17 protein-coding genes are annotated in these 19,691 nt (G+C 70.5%); 7 read left to right on the top strand and 10 right to left on the bottom strand.

All coding sequences use genetic code 11. From position 1 onward, the window contains the following. Positions 1–3 precede the first annotated feature (3 nt). Positions 4–636 (bottom strand): exopolysaccharide biosynthesis protein, encoded by a 633-nt coding sequence (locus D3A60_RS10820; RefSeq protein WP_119718668.1) that lies wholly within the window; start codon positions 634–636, stop codon positions 4–6. Beyond that, positions 620–1,948, bottom strand: coding sequence for a hemolysin family protein (locus D3A60_RS10815; protein ID WP_119718667.1), 1,329 nt, complete (start codon positions 1,946–1,948; stop codon positions 620–622). Before D3A60_RS10815 ends, D3A60_RS10820 begins: the two co-directional genes overlap by 17 nt. A gap of 298 nt (positions 1,949–2,246) precedes the next feature. Between D3A60_RS10815 and D3A60_RS10810 the strand changes: the two genes are divergently transcribed. Further along, positions 2,247–2,873: a DUF47 domain-containing protein gene (locus D3A60_RS10810; protein WP_119718666.1), complete on the top strand. Its 627-nt coding sequence runs from the start codon at positions 2,247–2,249 to the stop codon at positions 2,871–2,873. A 13-nt stretch (positions 2,874–2,886) separates the two neighbouring features. After that, positions 2,887–4,014 (top strand): inorganic phosphate transporter, encoded by a 1,128-nt coding sequence (locus D3A60_RS10805; protein ID WP_119719083.1) that lies wholly within the window; start codon positions 2,887–2,889, stop codon positions 4,012–4,014. A 72-nt stretch (positions 4,015–4,086) separates the two neighbouring features. On the opposite strand, the gene D3A60_RS10800 is transcribed toward D3A60_RS10805, so the two are convergent. Beyond that, positions 4,087–4,497 (bottom strand): hypothetical protein, encoded by a 411-nt coding sequence (locus D3A60_RS10800; RefSeq protein ID WP_119718665.1) that lies wholly within the window; start codon positions 4,495–4,497, stop codon positions 4,087–4,089. A 41-nt stretch (positions 4,498–4,538) separates the two neighbouring features. Between D3A60_RS10800 and D3A60_RS10795 the strand changes: the two genes are divergently transcribed. Both D3A60_RS10795 and D3A60_RS10790 read left to right on the top strand, forming a co-directional pair. Then, positions 4,539–4,874 carry an MGMT family protein gene (locus D3A60_RS10795; protein ID WP_119718664.1) on the top strand — a complete coding sequence of 112 codons (336 nt, stop codon included), beginning with the start codon at positions 4,539–4,541 and terminating at the stop codon, positions 4,872–4,874. A 96-nt stretch (positions 4,875–4,970) separates the two neighbouring features. Then, positions 4,971–5,624 carry a rhomboid family intramembrane serine protease gene (locus tag D3A60_RS10790; protein ID WP_119718663.1) on the top strand — a complete coding sequence of 218 codons (654 nt, stop codon included), beginning with the start codon at positions 4,971–4,973 and terminating at the stop codon, positions 5,622–5,624. A 70-nt stretch (positions 5,625–5,694) separates the two neighbouring features. Here D3A60_RS10790 and D3A60_RS10785 read toward each other — a convergent pair whose 3' ends face one another. Further along, complete coding sequence (locus D3A60_RS10785) at positions 5,695–7,710, bottom strand: M13-type metalloendopeptidase (RefSeq protein WP_119718662.1); 2,016 nt, start codon at positions 7,708–7,710, stop codon at positions 5,695–5,697. Between the two features lie 194 nt (positions 7,711–7,904). Next, positions 7,905–9,989: a M13 family metallopeptidase gene (locus D3A60_RS10780; protein ID WP_196778735.1), complete on the bottom strand. Its 2,085-nt coding sequence runs from the start codon at positions 9,987–9,989 to the stop codon at positions 7,905–7,907. 249 nt (positions 9,990–10,238) lie between these two features. On the opposite strand from D3A60_RS10780, the gene D3A60_RS10775 reads away from it, so the two are divergent. The 3 genes from D3A60_RS10775 to D3A60_RS10765 all read left to right on the top strand — a co-directional run bounded on the left by D3A60_RS10775 (position 10,239) and on the right by D3A60_RS10765 (position 14,905). Then, complete coding sequence (locus D3A60_RS10775) at positions 10,239–11,624, top strand: MBL fold metallo-hydrolase (protein ID WP_119718661.1); 1,386 nt, start codon at positions 10,239–10,241, stop codon at positions 11,622–11,624. 307 nt (positions 11,625–11,931) lie between these two features. Continuing rightward, positions 11,932–13,287 (top strand): DEAD/DEAH box helicase, encoded by a 1,356-nt coding sequence (locus tag D3A60_RS10770; protein ID WP_119718660.1) that lies wholly within the window; start codon positions 11,932–11,934, stop codon positions 13,285–13,287. Between the two features lie 319 nt (positions 13,288–13,606). Then, on the top strand, positions 13,607–14,905 hold the full coding sequence (locus tag D3A60_RS10765) for an LVIVD repeat-containing protein (RefSeq protein ID WP_157981469.1): 1,299 nt from the start codon (positions 13,607–13,609) through the stop codon (positions 14,903–14,905). Positions 14,906–15,002: 97 nt separating this feature from the next. Here D3A60_RS10765 and D3A60_RS10760 read toward each other — a convergent pair whose 3' ends face one another. The 5 genes from D3A60_RS10760 to D3A60_RS10740 all read right to left on the bottom strand — a co-directional run bounded on the left by D3A60_RS10760 (position 15,003) and on the right by D3A60_RS10740 (position 19,672). Further along, positions 15,003–15,833, bottom strand: coding sequence for a DUF1206 domain-containing protein (locus tag D3A60_RS10760; RefSeq protein WP_119718658.1), 831 nt, complete (start codon positions 15,831–15,833; stop codon positions 15,003–15,005). A gap of 138 nt (positions 15,834–15,971) precedes the next feature. Continuing rightward, positions 15,972–16,283: a cupin domain-containing protein gene (locus D3A60_RS10755; RefSeq protein WP_119718657.1), complete on the bottom strand. Its 312-nt coding sequence runs from the start codon at positions 16,281–16,283 to the stop codon at positions 15,972–15,974. A gap of 145 nt (positions 16,284–16,428) precedes the next feature. Beyond that, positions 16,429–17,013, bottom strand: a complete 585-nt coding sequence (locus tag D3A60_RS10750) for a DUF7010 family protein (protein WP_119719081.1) — start codon at positions 17,011–17,013, stop codon at positions 16,429–16,431. 183 nt (positions 17,014–17,196) lie between these two features. Next, positions 17,197–17,724 carry a GNAT family N-acetyltransferase gene (locus tag D3A60_RS10745; protein ID WP_119718656.1) on the bottom strand — a complete coding sequence of 176 codons (528 nt, stop codon included), beginning with the start codon at positions 17,722–17,724 and terminating at the stop codon, positions 17,197–17,199. Between the two features lie 139 nt (positions 17,725–17,863). Then, complete coding sequence (locus D3A60_RS10740; protein WP_407062767.1) at positions 17,864–19,672, bottom strand: DUF885 domain-containing protein; 1,809 nt, start codon at positions 19,670–19,672, stop codon at positions 17,864–17,866. Positions 19,673–19,691: the final 19 nt, after the last annotated feature.

Raw genomic sequence — 19,691 nt, 5'->3', positions numbered from 1 at the left:
CCCTCAGACGACCACGTCGATCCAGCGCGTCGCGGCGGCGGCGAGGCTGCCGGACAGCACGCCGAATACCGCGATCGCGACGGCGCCGGCGATCCACGCCAGGCCCATCAGGCGTCCGTCGCGCTCGAGCAGCGCGAACGCGAACACCAGCAGCAGCGCGCCGAACACGTAGTTGGTGAACGGAATCGGCAGCGTCAGCAGCAGGCCGAGCAGCAGCAGCTGCAGGCCGGTGAACAGGCTCGCGAGGCGATGGTCCAGCAGGCCGGCCGCGCGCGGCCTGACCACGCGTTCCAGCCGCGACAGCCACGGGGCGATGCGGTCGCGGAACTTCGCCATCGTGCGCCGGTGCGGCCCGCGCTGGCTGATCATCTTTGGCAGCCACGGCTTGCGCATCCCGACCAGCAGCTGCAGCCCGATCAGCACGACGAGCGGCCCGCCGATCGCGCCGCCGACGCCCGGGATCGGAATGAACGCCGGCAGCGTCGACACGAACAGCAGCATCCCGAACGAGCGCTTGCCGAGCCCGGCCAGCACGTCCTGCAGCTTCAGGATTTCGTCCGGGTCGCCGGTGGCGAACCCGTCCAGCAGCGCACGCGTGCCGGCCTCCTGGACGCGTGGCCTAGCCGTCGGCTTCATCGGTCACCGTTTCCGTGCGCCGCTGCAGCAGCAGCTTGTCGATCCGCGGCCCGTCGAGGTCGACCACTTCGATCCGCCAGTTCGTCCATTCGAAGTATTCCCCCACGTGCGGGATGCGCCCGAAGTGCGCGATCACCATGCCGGCCGCGGTGTGGAAGTCATGTTCGTTCTCGTCCGGTAGGCGACCGCCGCCGATCAGCTCGCGCAGCTCCTCGACCGGCAGCGCGCCGTCGATCAGCCACGAGCCGTCGGCGCGTTGGACGACCGGCGCAGCGTCGCCGTCGCCCTCGTTCGACTGGACCCGCCCGATCACCGCGCCCATCAGGTCGTTGACGGTGACCAGGCCGGTGACCTCGCCGTACTCGTCGACCACCAGCGCCAGCGACTGCTGCTCCTCGCGGAAGATCTCCAGCAGCTTGAGCGCGTGGGTCGATTCGGACACGAAGAGGGTGTCGGTCAACGCGTCGAACAGCGCCGGCTGCGCGTGGCCCAGACCGCGCGCGGTCAGGGCGCCGATCAGGGTCTTGGCCTCGAGCACGCCGAGCACGTGCTGGTCGTCGCCGCGGTACACCGGGTAGCGCGAGAACGGCGTCTCGCGCATCGTCGCCAGGTTGTCCTCGGCACTGGCGTCGGCGTCGAGCCACGCGATGCGGATGCGCGGCGTCATCAGGCTTTCCGCGGTGCGGTCGCCGAGGCTCAGCACGCGGTTCATCATCTTGCGCTCGTCGGCGTCGATGACGCCCTGCTCGTGGCTCTCGGTCACGAGCAGGCGGATTTCCTCTTCGCTGATCTCGCTTCGCGCATCGTCGCGGATGCCGAGGATGCGCAGCACCAGCCGGTTGATCGCGCCGAGCGTCGCGACGATCGGCCGCGCCGCGGTGGCGAGGCCGTCGAGCGGGATCGCGACGGCCGACGCGATGCGCTCCGGGTTGGTCAGCGCCAGACGCTTGGGGATCAGCTCGCCGAAGATCACCTGCGCGGCGGTGATCAGCCCAACCGCAGTGCCGATGCCGATGGGGCGGGCGTACTCGCGCGCATCGGGCCACACGCCCTCGAGCCAGCCGGCAATCGCAAGTCCGATTGCGTCGCCGCCGAACACGCCGGTCAGCACCCCGATCAGGGTGATGCCGACCTGCACGGTCGACAGCAGGTTGTCGGGGGACTCGGCCAGTTCCAGGGCCTTGCGCGCGCCACGGCTGGTCTCGGCCATCTGCCGCAGGCGCAGCTTGCGCGAGGTCATCAACGACATCTCCGACAGGGCGAAGAAGGCGTTGAGCACGATCAGGAACATCACCACCAGCAGCTCGATCATGCGGCGGGCTCCGCGGCGGCGGGCGCGATCAGGTCACGTCGATGGCTGGGTCGGGGGAGGAGGGCGGCGCGGGGGCGTCGCGTTCGGGGGTCGTCGTCCATCGAGGTTCGCGGGGCGCCGGGGTGGGGGCGCAGGGGCAGTCGCGATGTTATCAGGCGCCCTGTTCACGCCGTCGCCACGCCACGCAACCGTCTCAAAACCGTCATAATCGCGCCCGCCGTACGCACCGGAGGTCGTTCGCCGGGGCGTGCCCGAGTGAATTCCCACCCGTCCCGCCGCGCACGACGAGGCCCGCCCCATGTTCTCCCTGCAAACGATGTTCGGCCAAGGCAAGCAGTTCTACGTGCTGCTCGAAGAGGCCGCCGTGGCCGCGCACGACAGCACCAAGGCGCTGCACGCGATGCTCAAGAGCGCCGACCGCGCGCCGGCGCTCGACGCGTTCAAGCTGGCGCGCCAGCGCGAGCGTGTGGCGTCGGACAAAATCAGCCAGGAGCTGGTCAACAGCTTCATTACCCCGATCGAGCGCGAGGACATCGAGGCGCTAGGCTCGGCGCTGTACAAGATCCCGAAGCAGGTCGAGAAGTTCGCCGACCGCTACTCGCTGGCGACGCGCCACCTGGAGCACATCGACTTCGCGCCGCGCGCGGCGATGCTCGAGCAGGCGTCCGCCGTGGTCGTGCAGATGGTGCGCGAGCTGCCCAAGCTCAAGCTCGAGCCGATGAAGGAGCTCAGCGACAAGCTGCGCTCGATCGAGAACGAGGCTGACCGGCTGATGCTCGAGCTGTACCGCGACATCTACTCGGGCAAGCTCGACCACCTGCAGATGTTCCTGCTCAAGGAGTTCTTCGAGATCCTCGAGAAGGCGATCGACCGCTGCCGCGAGGCCGGCGTGGTGGCCTACGAAATCGTGCTGAAGAACTCCTGATCCCATGACCGCAATGCTCACGCTGGTCCTGGTCGTGGTGTTCGCCGCGCTGGTGTTCGAGTACATCAACGGCTTCCACGACACGGCCAACTCCATCGCGACCGTCGTCGCGACCAAGGTCCTGTCGCCGATGCAGGCGGTCGGCCTGGCCGCGACGATGAACCTCATCGGCGCGCTGGCCGGCACGGCGGTGGCCAAGACGATCGCCTCCGGACTGATCGACGTCGGCGTCGTCGAGGTCGGCTCGCAGCTGATCCTGTGCGCGCTGCTCGGCGGCATCATCTGGAACCTGATCACGTGGTACGTCGGCCTGCCGTCGTCGTCGTCGCACGCGCTGATCGGCGGGCTGGTCGGCGCGGCGCTGGCCGCGGCTTCGAACAATCCCGCGGCCATCATCTGGTCGCAGCCGGCCGAGCCGATCTACAAGAGCGCCGGCGTGCTGTGGAAGGTCATCGTGCCGATGGTGTCGTCGCCGGTTGCCGGCTTCATGGCCGGCTTCCTGGTGATGGGCGTGCTGTTCTTCGTGATCTCGATGATGGCGCGCAGCGGCGGCGTGCTCGCGCGGATGGCGCGGCCGCGCTGGGTCAACGGCTTCTTCGGCAAGTTCCAGATCGCCAGCGCCGCGACCATGGGCTTCGCCCACGGCATGAACGACGCGCAGAAGACGATGGGCATCATCGCGCTGGCGCTGGTCAGCGCCGAGGCGACGGGCACGCTCGACAACCTGCCAGGCTGGCTGGCGTTCGTGCACCCGTCCGAAGCCGCGCTGACCGAAGGCGACATCGACACGTGGATCAAGATCACCTGCGCGATCGTCATGGCGGCCGGCACGGCCGCGGGCGGCTGGCGGATCATCAAGACGCTCGGCCACAAGCTGGTCAAGCTGCACCCGATCCACGGATTCGCCGCCGAAACCAGCGCCGCGTCGGTGATCCTGGCCGCGTCGTCGCTCGGCATCCCGGTGTCGACCACGCACAACATCTCCGCCGCGATCATGGGCGTCGGCACGGCCAAGCGGTTCAACGCGATCAAGTGGACCGTCGTCGAGAAGATGATCTGGGCGTGGATCCTGACGATTCCCGCCGCAGGCGGCGTCGCCTACCTGCTGTTCAAGCTGATGGTGGCGGCCGGCTGGGCGTGACCCGCGCGCGCCCGTCCCGAAGATGAAAAGGCCCGCTTCGGCGGGCCTTTTCGTTGCGTGCGTTGCCGGGCGCTACAGCAGGTCGCCGCCGGCCGACAGCATCCGTTCCATCCGGTCGCCGAGGCCGCCGATCTCGAGCACCAGCCGGTCGACCTCCGACGCGTCGAGTCCGTCGTACGGCCGGTTCTCGCACAGCTGCAGGTACGGCACGCCGTCGAGGTCGCCGATCGCGAGGTAACCCACGCGGCTCTGCCAGTTGAACACCAGCGCGCGGCGCGCATCCAGCCCGGTGGTCGGCGCCACCGCGGTGCTGACCCGCAGGTACGGGCGACCGTCGTCGTCGTCGAGTTCGGACAGGAAGATCGCCTGGTGGCGGGTGCCCTGTTCGAGCGACAGCTCGATGCAGACGACGTCCTCGTCGTGCACCGTCATGTTGTAGCCGGTGGTGTGCAGGTGCCGGCGGATCGACTCGAAATTGCGCACGGGGGACGTTCCTTGCGTGGACCGGTGGCTATGCTACCGCGATGGACAGCGCGCAGGCCGCCGAACGCATCTACGCCGCGATCCGCGCGATCCCGCGCGGGCAGGTGGCCGGCTACGGCGAGGTCGCGCGGCGCGCCGGGCTGCCGGGTCGCGCGCGGCTGGTCGCGCGCCTGCTCGGCGTCGGCGGCGATCGCCAGCTGCCGTGGCACCGCGTGCTGCGCGCGGACGGTCGCATCGCGTTCCCGCGAGACTCGCCCGGATTCCACGAACAGGTTCAGCGGCTGCGCGCCGAGGGCGTCGTCGTCGACGGCGGCCGCGTGCGTGGGCAGCGCGCGGCGCCGACGCTGGACGAACAGTTCTGGGGTCCTGCGGACTGACGCACGCGCGGTCGGGCCGGCAACAGCGTGTTCCGGCCGGCCTCGGGTCCGGTCCGGCGGCAGCGGCTACCATGTGCGCAGCCCCGAGGAGTCGCGATGTTCTCCAACCTTCCCCCCGTCACCAAGGCGCTGCTGATCGCCAACGGCCTGGTGTTCGTGCTGCAGATGCTGCTCGGCACGGCGCTGCGTCCGTTCGAGCTGTGGCCGCTGGACAGCGGCAACGACCCCCTCGGTCCGACCGGGTTCCTGCCGTGGCAGCTGCTGACCTACGGCTTCATGCACGGCAGCATCGCCCACCTGCTGTTCAACATGCTCGCGCTGGCGATGTTCGGCGCGCCGCTCGAGCACGTGTGGGGCAACCGCCGGTTCCTGACGTACTTCCTGACCTGCATCGTCGGCGCCGCGGTGTGCCAGCTGCTCGTCGGCGCGTGGACGATGGCGCAGGGCGGGGAGGCGTATCCGACCGTGGGCGCGTCCGGCGGCATCTTCGGCCTGCTGCTCGCGTACGGGATGCTGTTTCCACAGCAGCGCGTGATGCTGCTGATCCCGCCGATCCCGATGAAGGCGCGCACGCTGGTGATCGTCTACGGCGTGGCCGAGCTGCTGCTCGGCATCACCGGCACGATGCCCGGCGTGGCGCACTTCGCGCACCTGGGCGGCATGCTGTTCGGGTGGCTGCTGATCCGCTACTGGCGCGGGCAGCCGCCCTTCACCCGCAAGCCGCCGAACCGGCCGCGCATCGTGCGCTGAGCGGCGGCGCACCGGCAAAGAAAAACGGCGCGGGGATCCGCGCCGTTTTCGTCTGCGCTGCTGGCCCGGTTCAGGGCCAGAGCTGGATGCGATCGGCCGGCTTGGCCTGCATCGCGGTGCCGGCCTTGCAGCCGAACGCCTCGCCGAACGCCGCCTGCTGGATCAGCGGCCCGTTAGCGCGCCACTGGCCGGGCGGATGCGCACCCGTGGCCGCGCGCTGGGCGGCCGTTTCCGGGCTGGTCGACTGCGCCCAAAGCTGCGCCCAGCCGCGGTAGAAGTCCTGCTGCGCGACCTTGTCCTGCGTCGGCTGCGCCGCGCGGAACGCGGCCTGCGCCAGCTCCACGCCGGCGAGGTCCGCAGTGGCGATGTCGCGCACGCGCACGCCGTCGACGCGGATCCCCGTGAGCCCGGGGTACGGGTAGCTGCCGTACTGCGAGCCGACGCGGTTGCGCAGGGTGTCCCACGCCGCGCTCTCGCCCGGGCCCCACCAGTCGCGCACTTCGCCCTTGGCATCCACGCGGCGGCCGACGGCGTCGAAGCCGTGGCTGAGCTCGTGCCCGACGAGTCCACCGAACGCGCCGTACTGCGACGCCAGCGGCTTGGACGCATCGAGCACTGGCGGCTGCAGGATCGCGGCGGTGACGATCAGCCGGTTCTGGGCGACGTCGTACGCGAGGGCCGGCTGCTGCGGCAGCACGTCCCATCGGCGGTCGGCATTGCCGCGGCCGATCCGCTTCATCTCCTCGCGGTGGCGCCACGTCGACGCGATCAGCATGTTGCTGCCGAAGCTGCCGCGACCCATCGGCTGCACGGTGTAGTCGAGGTCTCGCGCCGGGGCGCCGATCTCGATCTTCATCGCCTTGAGCTTGGCCTGCGCCTCGGCCCGCGCGGCTTCGCCCAGGCGCGGGTCGCGGGCGAGCGAGGCGCCGAGCGCATCGCGCACGCGGGTGGCGATCTCTTCGGCGCGGGTGCGCTGGGCGGCGGTCAGGTAGCGCGACACGTACTCGCGGCCGAGCATTGGGCCGGCGGCGAGGTTGATCGCGTCGACGACCTGCTGCGGCCGCGACGGCGGCGCATCGAGGCCGCTCATCAGCCGGCCCCGGAAGGCGAAGTGGGTATCGCGCCAGGTCCGCGACAAGTACGGCGCCATCGCGTCGCCGACGCGCCAGCGCAGGAACGCCTGCCACTGTGCCGGCTTGAGCGTGCCGACCAGCTGGTCGAGCTGCGCGAACAGGTCCGGGTTGGCGATCGACACGCTGTCGTCGGTGACGCCCTGCGCCTTCAGGAAGTCCGCCAGCTGCAGCCGCTTGTAGCGTTTGGCGAGCTCGGCGACCGGCACCGGCGCGTAGTTGCGGGTCGGCTCGCGCAGGTCGGCCAGCGGCTTGGCCAGGCGCGCCAGGCGGGTTTCCAGATCGATGACGAGCTGCGCGTCGGCGGCCACCTTGTCGGCCGGCGTGCCGCTGAGGGTCAGGATCTTGCGGACGTAGTCCTCGTACTGGCCCAACACCGCGCGCGTCTCGGCGTCGGTGCGGTTGTAGAACGCCGGATCGGCCAGGCCGATGCCGCCCTGGCCGAAGTAGCCGATGTGGCGCGACAGGTCGCGCAGGTCGACGTCGGCGCTGAAGGTGAACGCCACCGGGATGCCGACCTGGTGCAGGGCGGCGATCGCCGCCGGCACGTCCTTGCTGCGCTTGATCGCGCCGATGCGCGTCAGCAGCGGCGCGATCGGGTTGGCGCCGTCGCGCTCGACCGACGCTTCGTCGAGCCCGCTGGCCCAGAAATCGCCGAGCAGCTTCTCCACGTTGTTGCGGGGCGCGCTCATCGCCGAGTTCAGCAGGTCGATCTCCTGCTGGCGCGCGCGGTCGGCAAGCTGCTCGAGCGCGGAGGTGGCACCGACGCCGGGCAGCAGCGTGTTGACGCGCAGCCAGTCGGCGTTGGCGTGGGCATAGAAATCGGTGCACGCGGCCGGCACGGTCGGCGCCTTCGGCTTGGCCGCGGCGCGGCGCTTCTGGGCATCGGCCTGCGGGGCGACGAGGGCCGCGACCAGTGCGAGGGCGAGGGCGGCGGCGAGCGGGCGTGGCGTCATCGGGGGCGTCCGTTCAGGAAAGCGCCGAGTGTACCCAGCGCTGTGTGAGCGCAATCAAACGCCGCGCCGCCCCGCGCGCGAAGGCTGCTGCCCGTCGATGGCGAGCCGCACCGCAACCGCGCTCGCAAAAAAAAAACGGGGGCCCGGCAATGCCGGGCCCCCGTGGCTTCCGTCCGGGAGTCAGGTCCGTACGGTTACCAGATCACCACCTGGTCGTCGCCCTGGCGGACCATCGGCTGGCCCGGCTTGCACGAGAACGCCGCGGCGAACGCCGGCAGGTTCGACGGCGCGCCCATCGCGCGGAAATTCGCCGGCGCGTGCGGATCGGTGGTCAAGCGGACCTTGAGCTCGTCCGGCGTGAAGTTGCGGCGCCACACCGTGGCCCAGTTCGCGAAGAAGCGCTGGTCGCGCGACAGGCCGTCGGTCATCGGGTCGGGCGTGCCTTCGGTGGCCTTCTTCATCGCGTCGTACGCCACGGCCAGGCCGCCGAGGTCGGCGATGTTCTCGCCGAGCGTCAGCTTGCCGTTGACCTTCATGCCCGGTGCCGCCTCGTACGCGTTGAACTGGTTGACCAGCTTGTCGGTGCGGCTGCTGAAGCCCTTCGCGTCTTCCGGCGTCCACCAGTTCTCGAAGTTGCCGGTCGCGCCGAAGCGGCTGCCCTGGTCGTCGTAGCCGTGGATCATCTCGTGGCCGATTACCGCGCCGATGCCGCCGTAGTTCATCTCGTCGGTGGCGTTCGGATCGAAGAACGGCGGCTGCAGGATCGCGGCCGGGAACACGATCTCGTTCTGCAGCGGGTTGTAGTACGCGTTGACCATCTGCGGCGGCATGCCCCATTCGGTGCGGTCGACCGGCTTGCCGATCTTGCCGAGCTGCCACTTGTAGTTGAACTCGGTCGCGGCCAGCACGTTGCCGATGTAGCTGTCGCGGCTGGTGGCCAGGCCGTTCCACTCGCGCCACTTGTCCGGGTATCCGATCTTCGGCGTGAACGAGGCCCACTTCTCCATGGCCTTCTTCTTGGTTTCGTCGCCCATCCAGTCGAGGTTCTCGATGCGCGCCTTCAGCGCGGTCGAGAGGTTCTTGACCAGGGTCTCCATGCGCGCCTTCGACTCCGGCGAGAACGCGACCTTGACGTACATCTGGCCCAGCGCTTCGCCGGTCTGGCCCTCGATCGTGTCGAGCACGCGCTTGCCGCGCTCCTTCAGCTCCTTCTGGCCGCGCAGGGTCTTGGCGTAGAAGTTGAAGTTCTCCTCGACGAACGCGTCCGACAGGTACGGCGATGCGCCGTCGACCGTGTGGAAGCGCAGGTAGCTCTGCCACTGCGCGGCCGGCACGTCGGCGATCATCTTGCTGACCTCGGCGTGGAAGGCCGGGATCGACAGCGAGAACATCGCCGGCGCGGCGACACCCTGCGACTCGAAGAACTTCGTCCACGGGAAGTTCGGCGCGAGCTTGTCGGCGTCGGCCAGCGTGATCGGGTTGTAGTACAGCGACACGTCGCGCGAGAGCTCCTCGCTGGACTTCGACACCTTGGCCAGGCGGGTCTCGAACGCGATCACGTCCTTGGCCTGCTTGGCGGCGTCGGCGGCCGGAACGCCCGACAGCTCGAGCACCTTGGCCACGTGCTGCTCGTACGCGGCCAGCTTGTCCTTCTTGTCGGCGTCGACGTAGTAGCCCTTGTCCGGCAGGCCGAGGCCGCCCTGGCCGGCGTAAGCGATGTTGTTCTTGGAATCCTTGAAGTCGGCCTCGGCGCCGAAGCCGAACAGGAAGTTCTGGCCCTTGGCGGCGGTCGTGCGCAGGTGCTCGGCGATCTTCTCCGGCGTGTCGAGCGCGGCGATCGCGTCGAGGTGGCCCTGGATCGGCTTGATGCCCTGTTCGTTGATCTTGGCCGCGTCCATGCCGGTCGACCAGATGTCGCCGACGATCTTCTCGACACCGGTTGCACCGTCCATCTTCGCGGCCTGCTCGGCGAGCTGGCGCTGGATCGCGGTGGAACGCTCGTCGAGCATTTCGAACGCGCCCCACGAGGTGCGGTCGCCCGGGATCTGGTTGGCGGCCAGCCACTTGCCGTTGACGTAGCCGCCGAAGTCCGTGCACGCGTCCTTGGTGGTGTCGAGGTCGGCCGCGGTGAAGCGGTTCACGCCGGGCAAGACGCTCTCGTCGAGCTTCAACGCATTGGCATTCGCGTCGGTGGCGGGCGCGGCGGCGGTCGGTGCGGCGGCGTCGTCGGCCCGGTTGCAGCCGGCGAGGACCGCGGCGACGGCGAGGGACAGGATCACAACTTGCGGTTTATTCACGTATGGCACTCCACGGTGTAGCGGTGACGCGCGCGCCGGGACGGCGCGGGCAGGCAGCACGGCCCGCCGGGGCGGGGCACCGCGGGACAATAGACCCGATCCGGGTGATGCGGGGGTGTCGAAGGTCACGGGGTCCGCATGCGGCAGGCGACGGGGCCGCTGTCCGGCCCGTCGGCCCGACACGGCCGCTGCGCTACGCTGCGGGCAGGCACCTTCGACGGACGGACCAACATGCGCGTGCACTTCCATGGGGCGGCGGGCGAAGTCACCGGCTCGCTGCACGAGGTCGAAGCAGCCGGCCACCGGCTCGTGATCGACTGCGGGATGATCCAGGGCAGCCCCGAGGCCGAACGCCGCAACGCCGAGCCGTTCCCGGTCGAGCCGTCGGGCATCGACGCGCTGGTGATCAGCCACGCGCACATCGACCACATCGGCCGCGTGCCACTGCTGGTGCAGCGCGGCTACCGCGGGCCGATCTACGCCCAGCGCGCCACCGCCGACCTGATGCCGATCATGCTGCTCGACGCCGCGTCGATCGCCGAGGGCGAGGCCGAGCGCGCGAACCGCGACCTGCGCCGCGGCGAGCCCGAGACGCTGCCGCTGTACACCCGCGGCGACGTCGAGGCGGCGATGGCGCAGGTGCGGCCGCTCCCGTACGACGCGCCCGAGGACATCCTGCCGGGGGTGACCCTGACCTACCGCGAGGCCGGCCACATCCTCGGCTCGTGCGTGGTGGAACTCGATGCCGACGGCCGGCGGCTGGTGTTCTCCGGCGACCTCGGGCCGAAGGGCTCCCCGATCCTGCGCGACCCCGCGCCGATCGCGCGCGCCGACCTGGTGCTGATGGAGTCGACCTACGGCGACCGCAACCACCGCGAGCGCGAGGCGACGGTGCACGAGATCGGCGAGATCCTCGACCACGCGTGGAAGACCGGCGGCAACGTGCTGATCCCGGCGTTCGCGGTCGGCCGCACCCAGGAGCTGCTGTACTGGCTGGCCAAGCACTGGGACGACTGGCGCGTCGAGCGCTGGCGGATCTTCCTCGACAGTCCGATGGCCGGGAAGGTCGTCGGCGTCTACGACCGCCACCACGAGCTGTTCGACGAGCAAGCCAGGAAGGTATGGGCCGGGCGGCCGAGTCCGTTCAACCTGCCGAACCTGCACCTGACCTCGAGCGTGGATGAGTCGATGGCGATCAACCGCGTCCAGCGCGGCGCGATCATCATCGCCGGCAGCGGCATGGCCAACGCTGGCCGCATCGTCCACCACCTCAAGCACAACCTCGGCCGCCGCGAGGCGCACGTGGTGTTCGTCGGCTACCAGGCCGAGGGCACGCTCGGCCGCCGGCTGGTCGACCGCGCGCGCTGGGTGCGCATCCACCGCCGGGACTTCCGCGTCAACGCGCAGGTCCACACCGTCGGCGGGCTGTCGGCGCACACTGACCAGCACGGCCTGATGGACTGGTACGGAGGCATCGACGACGGCGCCGGCGGCCACCCGCCGCTGGCGCTGGTGCACGGCGAGGACAAGGCCCGCGAGGCGCTGGCCGGCGAAATCGGCGAGCGCTACGGCGTCGAGGTGACGCTGGCCCGCCCGGGCCTGTCGCTGGACGTCTGAACGCGCGGGGCGCCGCGCCTGAACGGGCGGGGCGTCGCCGCGGTGGCGGCCTGGGCGGGTTTCGCGTAGAGTCCGCCCCGTTCAGCGCACGGCTGCCTCCCCGCAAGGGGTACGTTTCCCAGGTTGCCCGCCGCGTCGCATTGAGCGTACCGCTCGCCGACCGGCATTTATCCCGCACGTCTTTCGTCGCGCCGACACGGCCCGGAGCATCCGGCGCCGTCATATCGATTACTCGCAGCGCGGTTCTAGGGAACGCTCCGGGTTACTCCGCGGTTACGCACGCGGATCCATGACTTTGGAGCTCCACATGACGTTTGAATCCCTCGGGCTTGCGCCCGCGTTGCTGCGCGCGCTCGTTGAGCAGAACTACCTGACCCCGACGCCGATCCAGCTGCAGGCCATCCCGCTGGCGATGGCCGGCCACGACCTGCTCGGCGGCGCCCAGACCGGCACCGGCAAGACGGCGGCGTTCGGCCTGCCGCTGCTGAACCGCCTGTCCAAGACCACGCCGGTCAACGGCTTCCGCCGCCCGCGCGCGCTGATCCTGGTCCCGACCCGCGAGCTGGCCGTGCAGGTCGCCGACAGCCTGCGCGGCTACGGCAAGCACGTGCGCCTGAACGTGACGACGATCTTCGGCGGCGCCGGCATGAGCCCGCAGGTCGAGGCGCTGCGCCGCGGCGTCGACGTGCTCGTCGCCACCCCGGGCCGCCTGATCGACCACATGGAGCGCGGCACCGCCAAGCTCGACGAGGTCCAGATGCTGGTGCTCGACGAAGCCGACCGCATGCTCGACATGGGCTTCCTGCCCGCGATGAAGCGCATCCTCGCCAAGCTGCCCAAGGAGCGGCAGACGCTGCTGTTCTCGGCCACGTTCGAGTCGCAGATCAAGGCGCTGGCGCTGGAGTTCATGCGCAACCCGCAGCAGGTGCAGGTCGCAGCCAACAACACCATCGCCGACACGATCGCCCACAAGGCGCACCCGGTCGACAACGGCCGCAAGCGCGAGCTGCTGGTCAAGATCCTCAGCGACCGCCACACCGACCAGGTGCTGGTGTTCGGCCGCACCAAGCACGGCTGCAACCGCTTGGCCGAGCAGCTCGAGGAAGCCGGCCTGAAGGCCGTCGCGATCCACGGCAACAAGAGCCAGGCCCAGCGCCAGAAGGCCCTGCGCGACTTCAAGACCAGCAAGGCGCGCATCCTGGTGGCCACCGACGTGGCCGCCCGCGGCCTCGATATCCCGAGCCTGCCGCTGGTGATCAACTTCGACCTGCCGATGGTGGCCGAGGACTACGTGCACCGCATCGGCCGCACCGGCCGCAACGGCATGACCGGCGAAGCCCTGTCGCTGGTGTCGGCGGACGAGGCGCAGCTGCTGCGCCAGATCCAGCGCATCCTCAAGGACGACATCCAGATGGTGACGGTCGACGGCTTCGAGCCGCTGCGCCCGATCCGCATGGGTTCGGACGCGGCCGGCGCGCGCGGGGCCAACCCGCGCGGTCCCGGCGGCAACAACGGCGCGCGCAAGCCGGGCCACCGCCCGCACGGCAAGCCGGCCCCGCGCCACGCGACCGGCCATGCCGGCCCGCAGTCGCGCGGTCCCGGCGGCCGCGCGGCCGGCGGCGGCAACCGCGGCGGCGGCTCGCGTCAGGGCTTCAGCGCCTGATCGCGAGGGTCATCACTAGGTAAGGGAAAGGGCCGGCATTGCCGGCCCTTTTTTTTGCTCGCCCACCCAGTCGTTTCGGAGCTGCCAACCTCTTCACCTTGTCCTTGCCGGATCCGGCTTGGACTCATGCGGGGACTCCATTCCGTTGTTGAATCTCAGAGGTTGCGCTGCTCGCGCGGGGGCGCGCCCCAGGTGGCGTGCGCGGCCGCTCGCGGTTCGCCGCGACGCGGGCGCCATGGCCGCCGGCCGCGCAGCGGCGCGTTGGTCCGCCTGAGCCGGGCGTCCCGCGCGCGCTCCGCACTCGCTACCCGGGGCCCTGATGAAAACTGCCAGCCTGTTGCTCGCGCCGCTGCTGCTCGGCGGCTGCGCCTCCGTCCCGCCGACCGCCGACATCGCACCGCCCGCCGCGGCCGGGCCGTCGCCGTACCTGCTGCTGCTTGCCGCCGACAAGGACGGCGCCGAGGAGGACTTCTTCGCCGTCGTCGACGTGCGCCCGGAGAGCCCGGACCTCGGCAAGGTCGTGTCGACCCAGCCGTACGGCCACCGCAAGTCGATGCCGCACCACCTCGAGTACGTGCTTCCGGCCGGCGGGCGGCACGTGTTCGCCAACGCGCACCACCCCGAGCGCACGCTGCTGCTGGACGTGTCCGCCGCGCCGGCACTGCGCATTACGAAGTCCATCGCGCCGCCGGCGCCGCTGCGCTTCCCGCACGATTACGCGCGCCTGCCCAACGGCAACGTGCTGATGGGCTTCCTGCGCAGCGACGGCCCGAGCCCGAAGGCCAGCGACACCGAGAGCCCGGGTGGCCACGGCGGGCTGGCCGAGTACACCGCCGCAGGCGAGCTGCTGCGCTCGGCCAGTGCCGCCGTGCCGGGACGCGCCGAGCCGATCCGGCTGTACGCGATCCTGCCGATGCCCGACATCGACCGCATCGTGACCACCAGCGCGCGGATGATGGAGAAGAGCAGCGCCAACGTGGTGCAGGTGTGGCGCTACTCCGATCTGCGCCTGCTGCACACGATCGACGTGCCGGACGGCAGGAAGCCCGACGGCACGCCGCTCGACTGGGCGGCGGAGATGCCGTTCGGGCCGCGGCGCATGGCCGACGGCTCGGTGCTGTTGAACACCTACATGTGCGGCTTCTATCGGCTGACCGGACTGGCGTCGGATGCGCCGTCGATCGCCCACGTCTACGACATTCAAGGCCGCGATCCGAAAGACCCGTCCACGCGCGTGGGGTGCAGCGTGCCGGTCGTCGTCGGCACCCACTGGCTGATGCCGGTCGCGTGGTCGCAGATGGTGGTCGTGCTTGACATCGCCGACCCGGCCGCGCCGCGCGAGGTGTCGCGCCTGCAGCTGCCCGCGGACTTCAATGCGCACTGGGCGGCCAAGGACCCCGCGTCGGATCGCATCGTCGTCGGCTCGGAGGTCGAGAAAGAGCGGGGCATGTACCTGCTGCGCTACGACCCGAGCGGCATGCTGTCGATCGACACCCGCGTCGGTGCCGGTTCGGACCGCCCCGGCTACATCGACCTCGCAGCCCAGTCGTGGCCGCACGGCCCCAGCGGCGCGGCGTGGGCGCATGCGGGCCTGTTCCTGCCGGCAGCGGCGCCGTAAGCGCACGCATCGGCGCCACCGCGTTCTCGACGCCAGCTCACGCCAGGGGCGCGCGGGCGTCGCGCCCGCCCGCGGCGCACACGCGCACGCGGATGCGTCAGGCGGGCCGTTCGATCCGCCGGTAGACCGCCTTGGCGATCTGGTGCACGCCGTAGGCGACCAGGCCGAGGCCGACCGCGGCCAGCAGGCCGCCGTGGCCGAGCATGCGCAGCACTTCACCGGTGTCGGCGGCGGCCGAGGCGCGGTACAGCCGGCCGGCGTTGAACACGAACCAGCCCAGCGGCAGCAAGACCAGGCCGCGCGCGGCGGTGCCGATGCGGCCGATCGCCGTGACCGCGCGCGACGGCGCGGCGGCGTGGCTGCCGACGCGGGCGACGTCCATGTGCTTGTTGACGTCGCCGCGCGCGGCCTTGACCAGCTGGTGGATGCCGTAGCCGATCACGCCCAGCCCGGCGGCCATCACCAGCCACGTGCCGAACGGCTTCGACAGCAGCCGCGCCACCCAGACCTCGGTGCCGTCGCCGCCGTCGGCGCGGCCGACGCGCGCCAGCTGCCACGCGGTGTAGGCCATCGACGCGTAGATCGCGGCACTCAGCGCATAGAACAGCCGCATCGGCACGCGCTTGGCGTCGTGCTCCGGGTGCTCGGGATCGAGCGCGGCCTGCACCAGCCGCCACGCGACGTGGGCGAGCAGGCCCGCCGCGATCAGCACCAGCATCAGGTGGCCGCCGCGCTCGTCGGCCAGCGACTGCAGCGCGCCGGTGGTGCCCTGCGGTTCGCCCGACGCGAGCCCGGCCTTGAACGCGATGTAGCCCAGCAGCACGTAGACCACGCCCTTGGCGGCATAGCCGATGCGCGCCACTGGCGGAACCCAGCCGGCGACCCGGTGCGCGGTCGCGGTGCCGGCGCTGCGGAGGGAAGGTTGCATCGGCGTGGATTCCTGCAATCGGGGCAGGCGTTGTCGCAGAGCGGCGGTGCCGCGGCCGTGAAAACGGCCCGCGTCGACGGGTGGGGCGTCGGGTGTCGCGCGTGCGGGGCGCTCGTGCGGCGCAATCGCGGCGAACGCTCAGACGCTGCCTTCGCGCTCCACGACGAGGATGCGCGCCTCGCCCAGCGGGTGGGCGACGTGCTCGGTGCCGACGGTCGCGTGGAAGACGTCGCCGGTTTCGAGGATCGTGCTGTGCTCGACGCCGTTCTCGCGGTACTTCATCTCGACCCGGCCATCGAGCACCGCGAACACTTCCTCGCCATCATTGACGTGCCAGCGGTACGGCTGGTCGGTCCAGTGCAGGCGCGTGGTGATGCCGCCCATGTTGGCGATGTCGGTCGCGCCCCAGGCGCGGTCGGCGGTGAAGCTGCGGGCGCGGAAGATCTTCATGCAGGGTCCTTAAAGATGAGCGGCGCGCGACGCGAGCTTGTCCCAAGTGAGGTCGCCAGTGAGCTCGAGCAGCATCAGCGGCGCCGACGGGCCGACGAAGCAGCACACAGGGAGTTTCAGCATCGAAGCGCGTCCCCCGTGCGACTCACGCCGAATCGCCCAGCGGAGCCGTCACGGTCGACGGCGCGCTGCGGAGCCAGCGCCGGTGCCCGATCAACGCGACCGCGGCGAACGCCACTTCGATCGCCGCGCCCGCCAGCGCACTGACCACGGGCGGTGCGGCGGCCCGCCCCAGCGCGAACCCCGCGCCGGCCAGCGCGAGTCCGAGCACCCAGTACAGGCGCATGCCGAACACGGTCGCGAACACCAGGTAGCGGCCGCCGATCACCAGCAGCATCGCCGGGAAGAACCACTCGATGCGCTGCAGCGAGGCCGCGTACGCCAGCGGCAGGCTGAAGATCAGCCACAGCGTGCTCGCCCAAGCCAGCGAGCCGAGCGGGTTCCCCTTGGCGTGGTGGCCGCGGCTGCCGAGCAGCTTGCAGAGCAGCACACCGACGGGGTGGATCAGCATTCCGCCGACGAACAGCGCCCACACCGCCTGCTGCGGCGAGGCCAGCCACGCGGTCGCCGCGGCCGCGCCCCACGCGAGCGCCGACGCGAGTACGCCGGCACCGCCGCTGCAGTACGCGTTGCGCATGTCCGATTGCGAGGCGGCGAGGTCGTGGGTCATGTGCACGTTCCATCCGATGCTGTGTGGTGGCGCCGATTCTAGGAAGCGCGCTCGGCGTTGGCGAATGGGACAGCACGTTGCCGGTCGCAGCGGGAGCGCCGACGCGCGCGTGCGTGCCGGCTCGAACGCGGCCGCTCCGGCGGGCGCGACGGAGGCTCTTCCGCGAGCCCCCGAGGTCGCGCGCTACAGCGCCCGCGCCATCCGCGAGACCGGCACGTCGATGCCGCCGGGCAGCGACAGCGCGAAGCGCTCGACGACGGTGAATCCCGAGGCCAGGTACAGCGGCTCGCCGGGCAGGGTCGACACCAGTTCGAGCGAACGAAAGCCCGCGTGCCGCGCGGCGTTGGTGCATGCCGCCATCAGCCGGCGCCCGAGGCCGCGGCGCGCCACCGACGGGTCCACGAAGAACGCGCGGATGCGCGCGGGTTCGGTGGCCGGGTCGAGCAGCGGATCGGCGCCGGTCTTGGTCTGGTCGCCGCCGAACAGCGTGCGCCGCCGGCTCCAGCCGCCACAGGCCACGATGCGGCCGTCGTGCTCGATGGCGATATAGGTGCCGTCTTCGATCAGCTGGGTGTCGACGCCGAACACGTGGCGGGTGATCGCGTCGGCCTGTTCGGGCGTGTAGTGGCCGACGCTGAGCGCGCGGCCCGACACGTCGATCAGCCGCGCGAGGGCGGGGATGTCGGATCGCTCGGCGGCGCGCAGGTGCATGCGCGAACCATGTGCGAGGCGCGGTCGCGGATCAAGCGGCGGCGCGGCGCGCCCGCGTCTGCACGCGGGCACCAAAAGGAAGGGCCGGCGGATGCCGGCCCTCCTCGGTTTGCCGATGTCGGCGCCGGGGCGCCCCTCGTCACGCCTTCTTCGACGCGATCCAGCGGTCGATCTTGGCGTCGAGCACTTCCAGCGGCACCGAGCCGTCCTTCAGCACTTCGGCGTGGAACTCGCGCACGTCGAAGCGGTCGCCCAGCGCCTTCTCCGCGCGGTCGCGCACTTCCTGGATCTTCAGTTCGCCGATCTTGTAGGCCAGCGCCTGGCCCGGCCACGCGATGTAGCGCTCGGCCTCGGCGGTGGCCTGGGTCTCGCTCTCGGCCGAGTTGTCGAGCATGTACTTGATGACCTGCTCGCGGGTCCAGTTCTTGCTGTGCAGGCCGGTGTCGGTGACCAGGCGGATCGCGCGCCACAGCTCGTTCTGCAGGTAGCCGAAGTAGTTGTATGGGTCGGTGTAGACGCCCAGGTCGCGGCCGAGCGACTCGGCGTACAGGCCCCAGCCCTCGGCGAACGCGGTCTCGCCGCCGAAGCGGCGGAACTTCGGCAGCCCGGTCAGCTCCTGCTGCAGCGCGAGCTGGAAGTGGTGGCCCGGGATCGCCTCGTGCAGGTACAGGTCCTCGGCGTCCCAGGTCTTGCGGGTCGGCAGGTCGTAGGTGTTGACGTAGAAGATGCCCGGGCGGCTGCCGTCCTCGCTCGGGGTCATGTACGAGCCGCCGGCCGCCGACTTGGCGCGGAACGCCTCGACCGGGCGGATCTCGAACGGCGACTTCGGGATCAGCGAGAACTGTTCGCCGACCTTCTGGTTGATCTTCGCTTCCAGCCCGCGGTAGTGCGCCAGCAGTGCGTCTTCGCTGGCGAAGTTGAAGCGCGGGTCGTCCTTCATGAAGGCGAAGAACTCCTGCAGCGTGCCCTTGAAGCCGACCTTGTCCATCACCTCGGTCTTGATCAGCCCGTGGATGCGCGCGACTTCATCCAGCCCGATCTGGTGGATGCGGTCCGGGCTCAGGTCGGTGGTGGTCGAGTTGCGCGCGTTGAACGCGTACCAGGCCTGGCCATCGGGCAGCTTGTCCATGCCGACCGTCGCGCGCGTGGCCGGCAGGTACTCGTCGTTGATGAAGGTGCGCAGTTCGCGGTAGGCCGGCATCAGGCGCTGGCCGATCATCTCGCGGTACGCGGCGGTCAGGCGCTCGCGATCGGCCGCGGAGAAATCCTTCGGCATGTTGGTGATCGGACCCCAGAACAGCGTCTCCTCGGGCTTGTCCTTGATCAGCGCGTCCAGCTGCGGCACCACCTTGACCATCAGCGCGCGCGGCTGCACCACGCCGGCCTTCATGCCCTCGCGCATGTTGGCGATCGAGGTGTCGAACAGCTGCGGCAGCTTGTTGCCGCGCGCCAGCCAGTTCTCGTAGTCCTTGACGGTCTTGAACGGCTGCGCGCCGGTGCCGGAACCCAGCTGGACGGCGAAGCTGGCGATCGAGCCCATCTGGTTGATCGGCATCATCCAGCCGGGGAAGCGCTCGCCCGCAAGCGAATTCTTCGCATCGCGCACGAAGATCTCGTAGCTCAGCAGGTCCTGGCCGGTGAGGCCGTCGCTGCCGATGCCTTCGACCGTCTTGAGCCAGCGCTCGGTGAACGCGCGCGACTTGGCGCGGAACTCTGCCGTGCCGAAGTCGGGCAGCTGGTCGTTGTAGCGGCTGTCGCCCTGGAACGTGGCCTGCACCGGGTTCATCGCCAGCACTTCCTCCCAGTACTGGTCGTACAGCGCGGTCAGCCGGGCGGCCTTATCCTGCTGGGACGCGGGCGCGGTGGCGACGGTGGCGGTGTCGACCGGTGTGGTCGCGCACGCGGAGAGGGTCAGCGCGAGGGCAAGCGCAAGGGGGCGAAGCGTCATGGGTGCGGTCCTGGGCGGT

Origin of the sequence: Cognatilysobacter tabacisoli (assembly GCF_003586305.1) — a bacterium.
GTDB classification, from domain to species: Bacteria; Pseudomonadota; Gammaproteobacteria; order Xanthomonadales; family Xanthomonadaceae; genus Cognatilysobacter_A; species Cognatilysobacter_A tabacisoli.
The sequence above is the reverse complement of the archived record's forward strand: the minus strand, read 5'-3'. Positions and strand labels throughout refer to the sequence as shown.

Coding starts and splice junctions, on each gene's coding strand:
- D3A60_RS10740 (WP_407062767.1), bottom strand. CDS start 19,672: ATGACGCTTCGCCCCCTTGCGCTTGCCCTCGCGCTGACCCTCTCCGCG.
- D3A60_RS10820 (WP_119718668.1), bottom strand. CDS start 636: ATGAAGCCGACGGCTAGGCCACGCGTCCAGGAGGCCGGCACGCGTGCG.
- D3A60_RS10795 (WP_119718664.1), top strand. CDS start 4,539: ATGGACAGCGCGCAGGCCGCCGAACGCATCTACGCCGCGATCCGCGCG.
- D3A60_RS10770 (WP_119718660.1), top strand. CDS start 11,932: ATGACGTTTGAATCCCTCGGGCTTGCGCCCGCGTTGCTGCGCGCGCTC.
- D3A60_RS10755 (WP_119718657.1), bottom strand. CDS start 16,283: ATGAAGATCTTCCGCGCCCGCAGCTTCACCGCCGACCGCGCCTGGGGC.
- D3A60_RS10765 (WP_157981469.1), top strand. CDS start 13,607: ATGAAAACTGCCAGCCTGTTGCTCGCGCCGCTGCTGCTCGGCGGCTGC.
- D3A60_RS10790 (WP_119718663.1), top strand. CDS start 4,971: ATGTTCTCCAACCTTCCCCCCGTCACCAAGGCGCTGCTGATCGCCAAC.
- D3A60_RS10785 (WP_119718662.1), bottom strand. CDS start 7,710: ATGACGCCACGCCCGCTCGCCGCCGCCCTCGCCCTCGCACTGGTCGCG.
- D3A60_RS10810 (WP_119718666.1), top strand. CDS start 2,247: ATGTTCTCCCTGCAAACGATGTTCGGCCAAGGCAAGCAGTTCTACGTG.
- D3A60_RS10775 (WP_119718661.1), top strand. CDS start 10,239: ATGCGCGTGCACTTCCATGGGGCGGCGGGCGAAGTCACCGGCTCGCTG.
- D3A60_RS10745 (WP_119718656.1), bottom strand. CDS start 17,724: ATGCACCTGCGCGCCGCCGAGCGATCCGACATCCCCGCCCTCGCGCGG.
- D3A60_RS10760 (WP_119718658.1), bottom strand. CDS start 15,833: ATGCAACCTTCCCTCCGCAGCGCCGGCACCGCGACCGCGCACCGGGTC.
- D3A60_RS10815 (WP_119718667.1), bottom strand. CDS start 1,948: ATGATCGAGCTGCTGGTGGTGATGTTCCTGATCGTGCTCAACGCCTTC.
- D3A60_RS10805 (WP_119719083.1), top strand. CDS start 2,887: ATGCTCACGCTGGTCCTGGTCGTGGTGTTCGCCGCGCTGGTGTTCGAG.
- D3A60_RS10750 (WP_119719081.1), bottom strand. CDS start 17,013: ATGACCCACGACCTCGCCGCCTCGCAATCGGACATGCGCAACGCGTAC.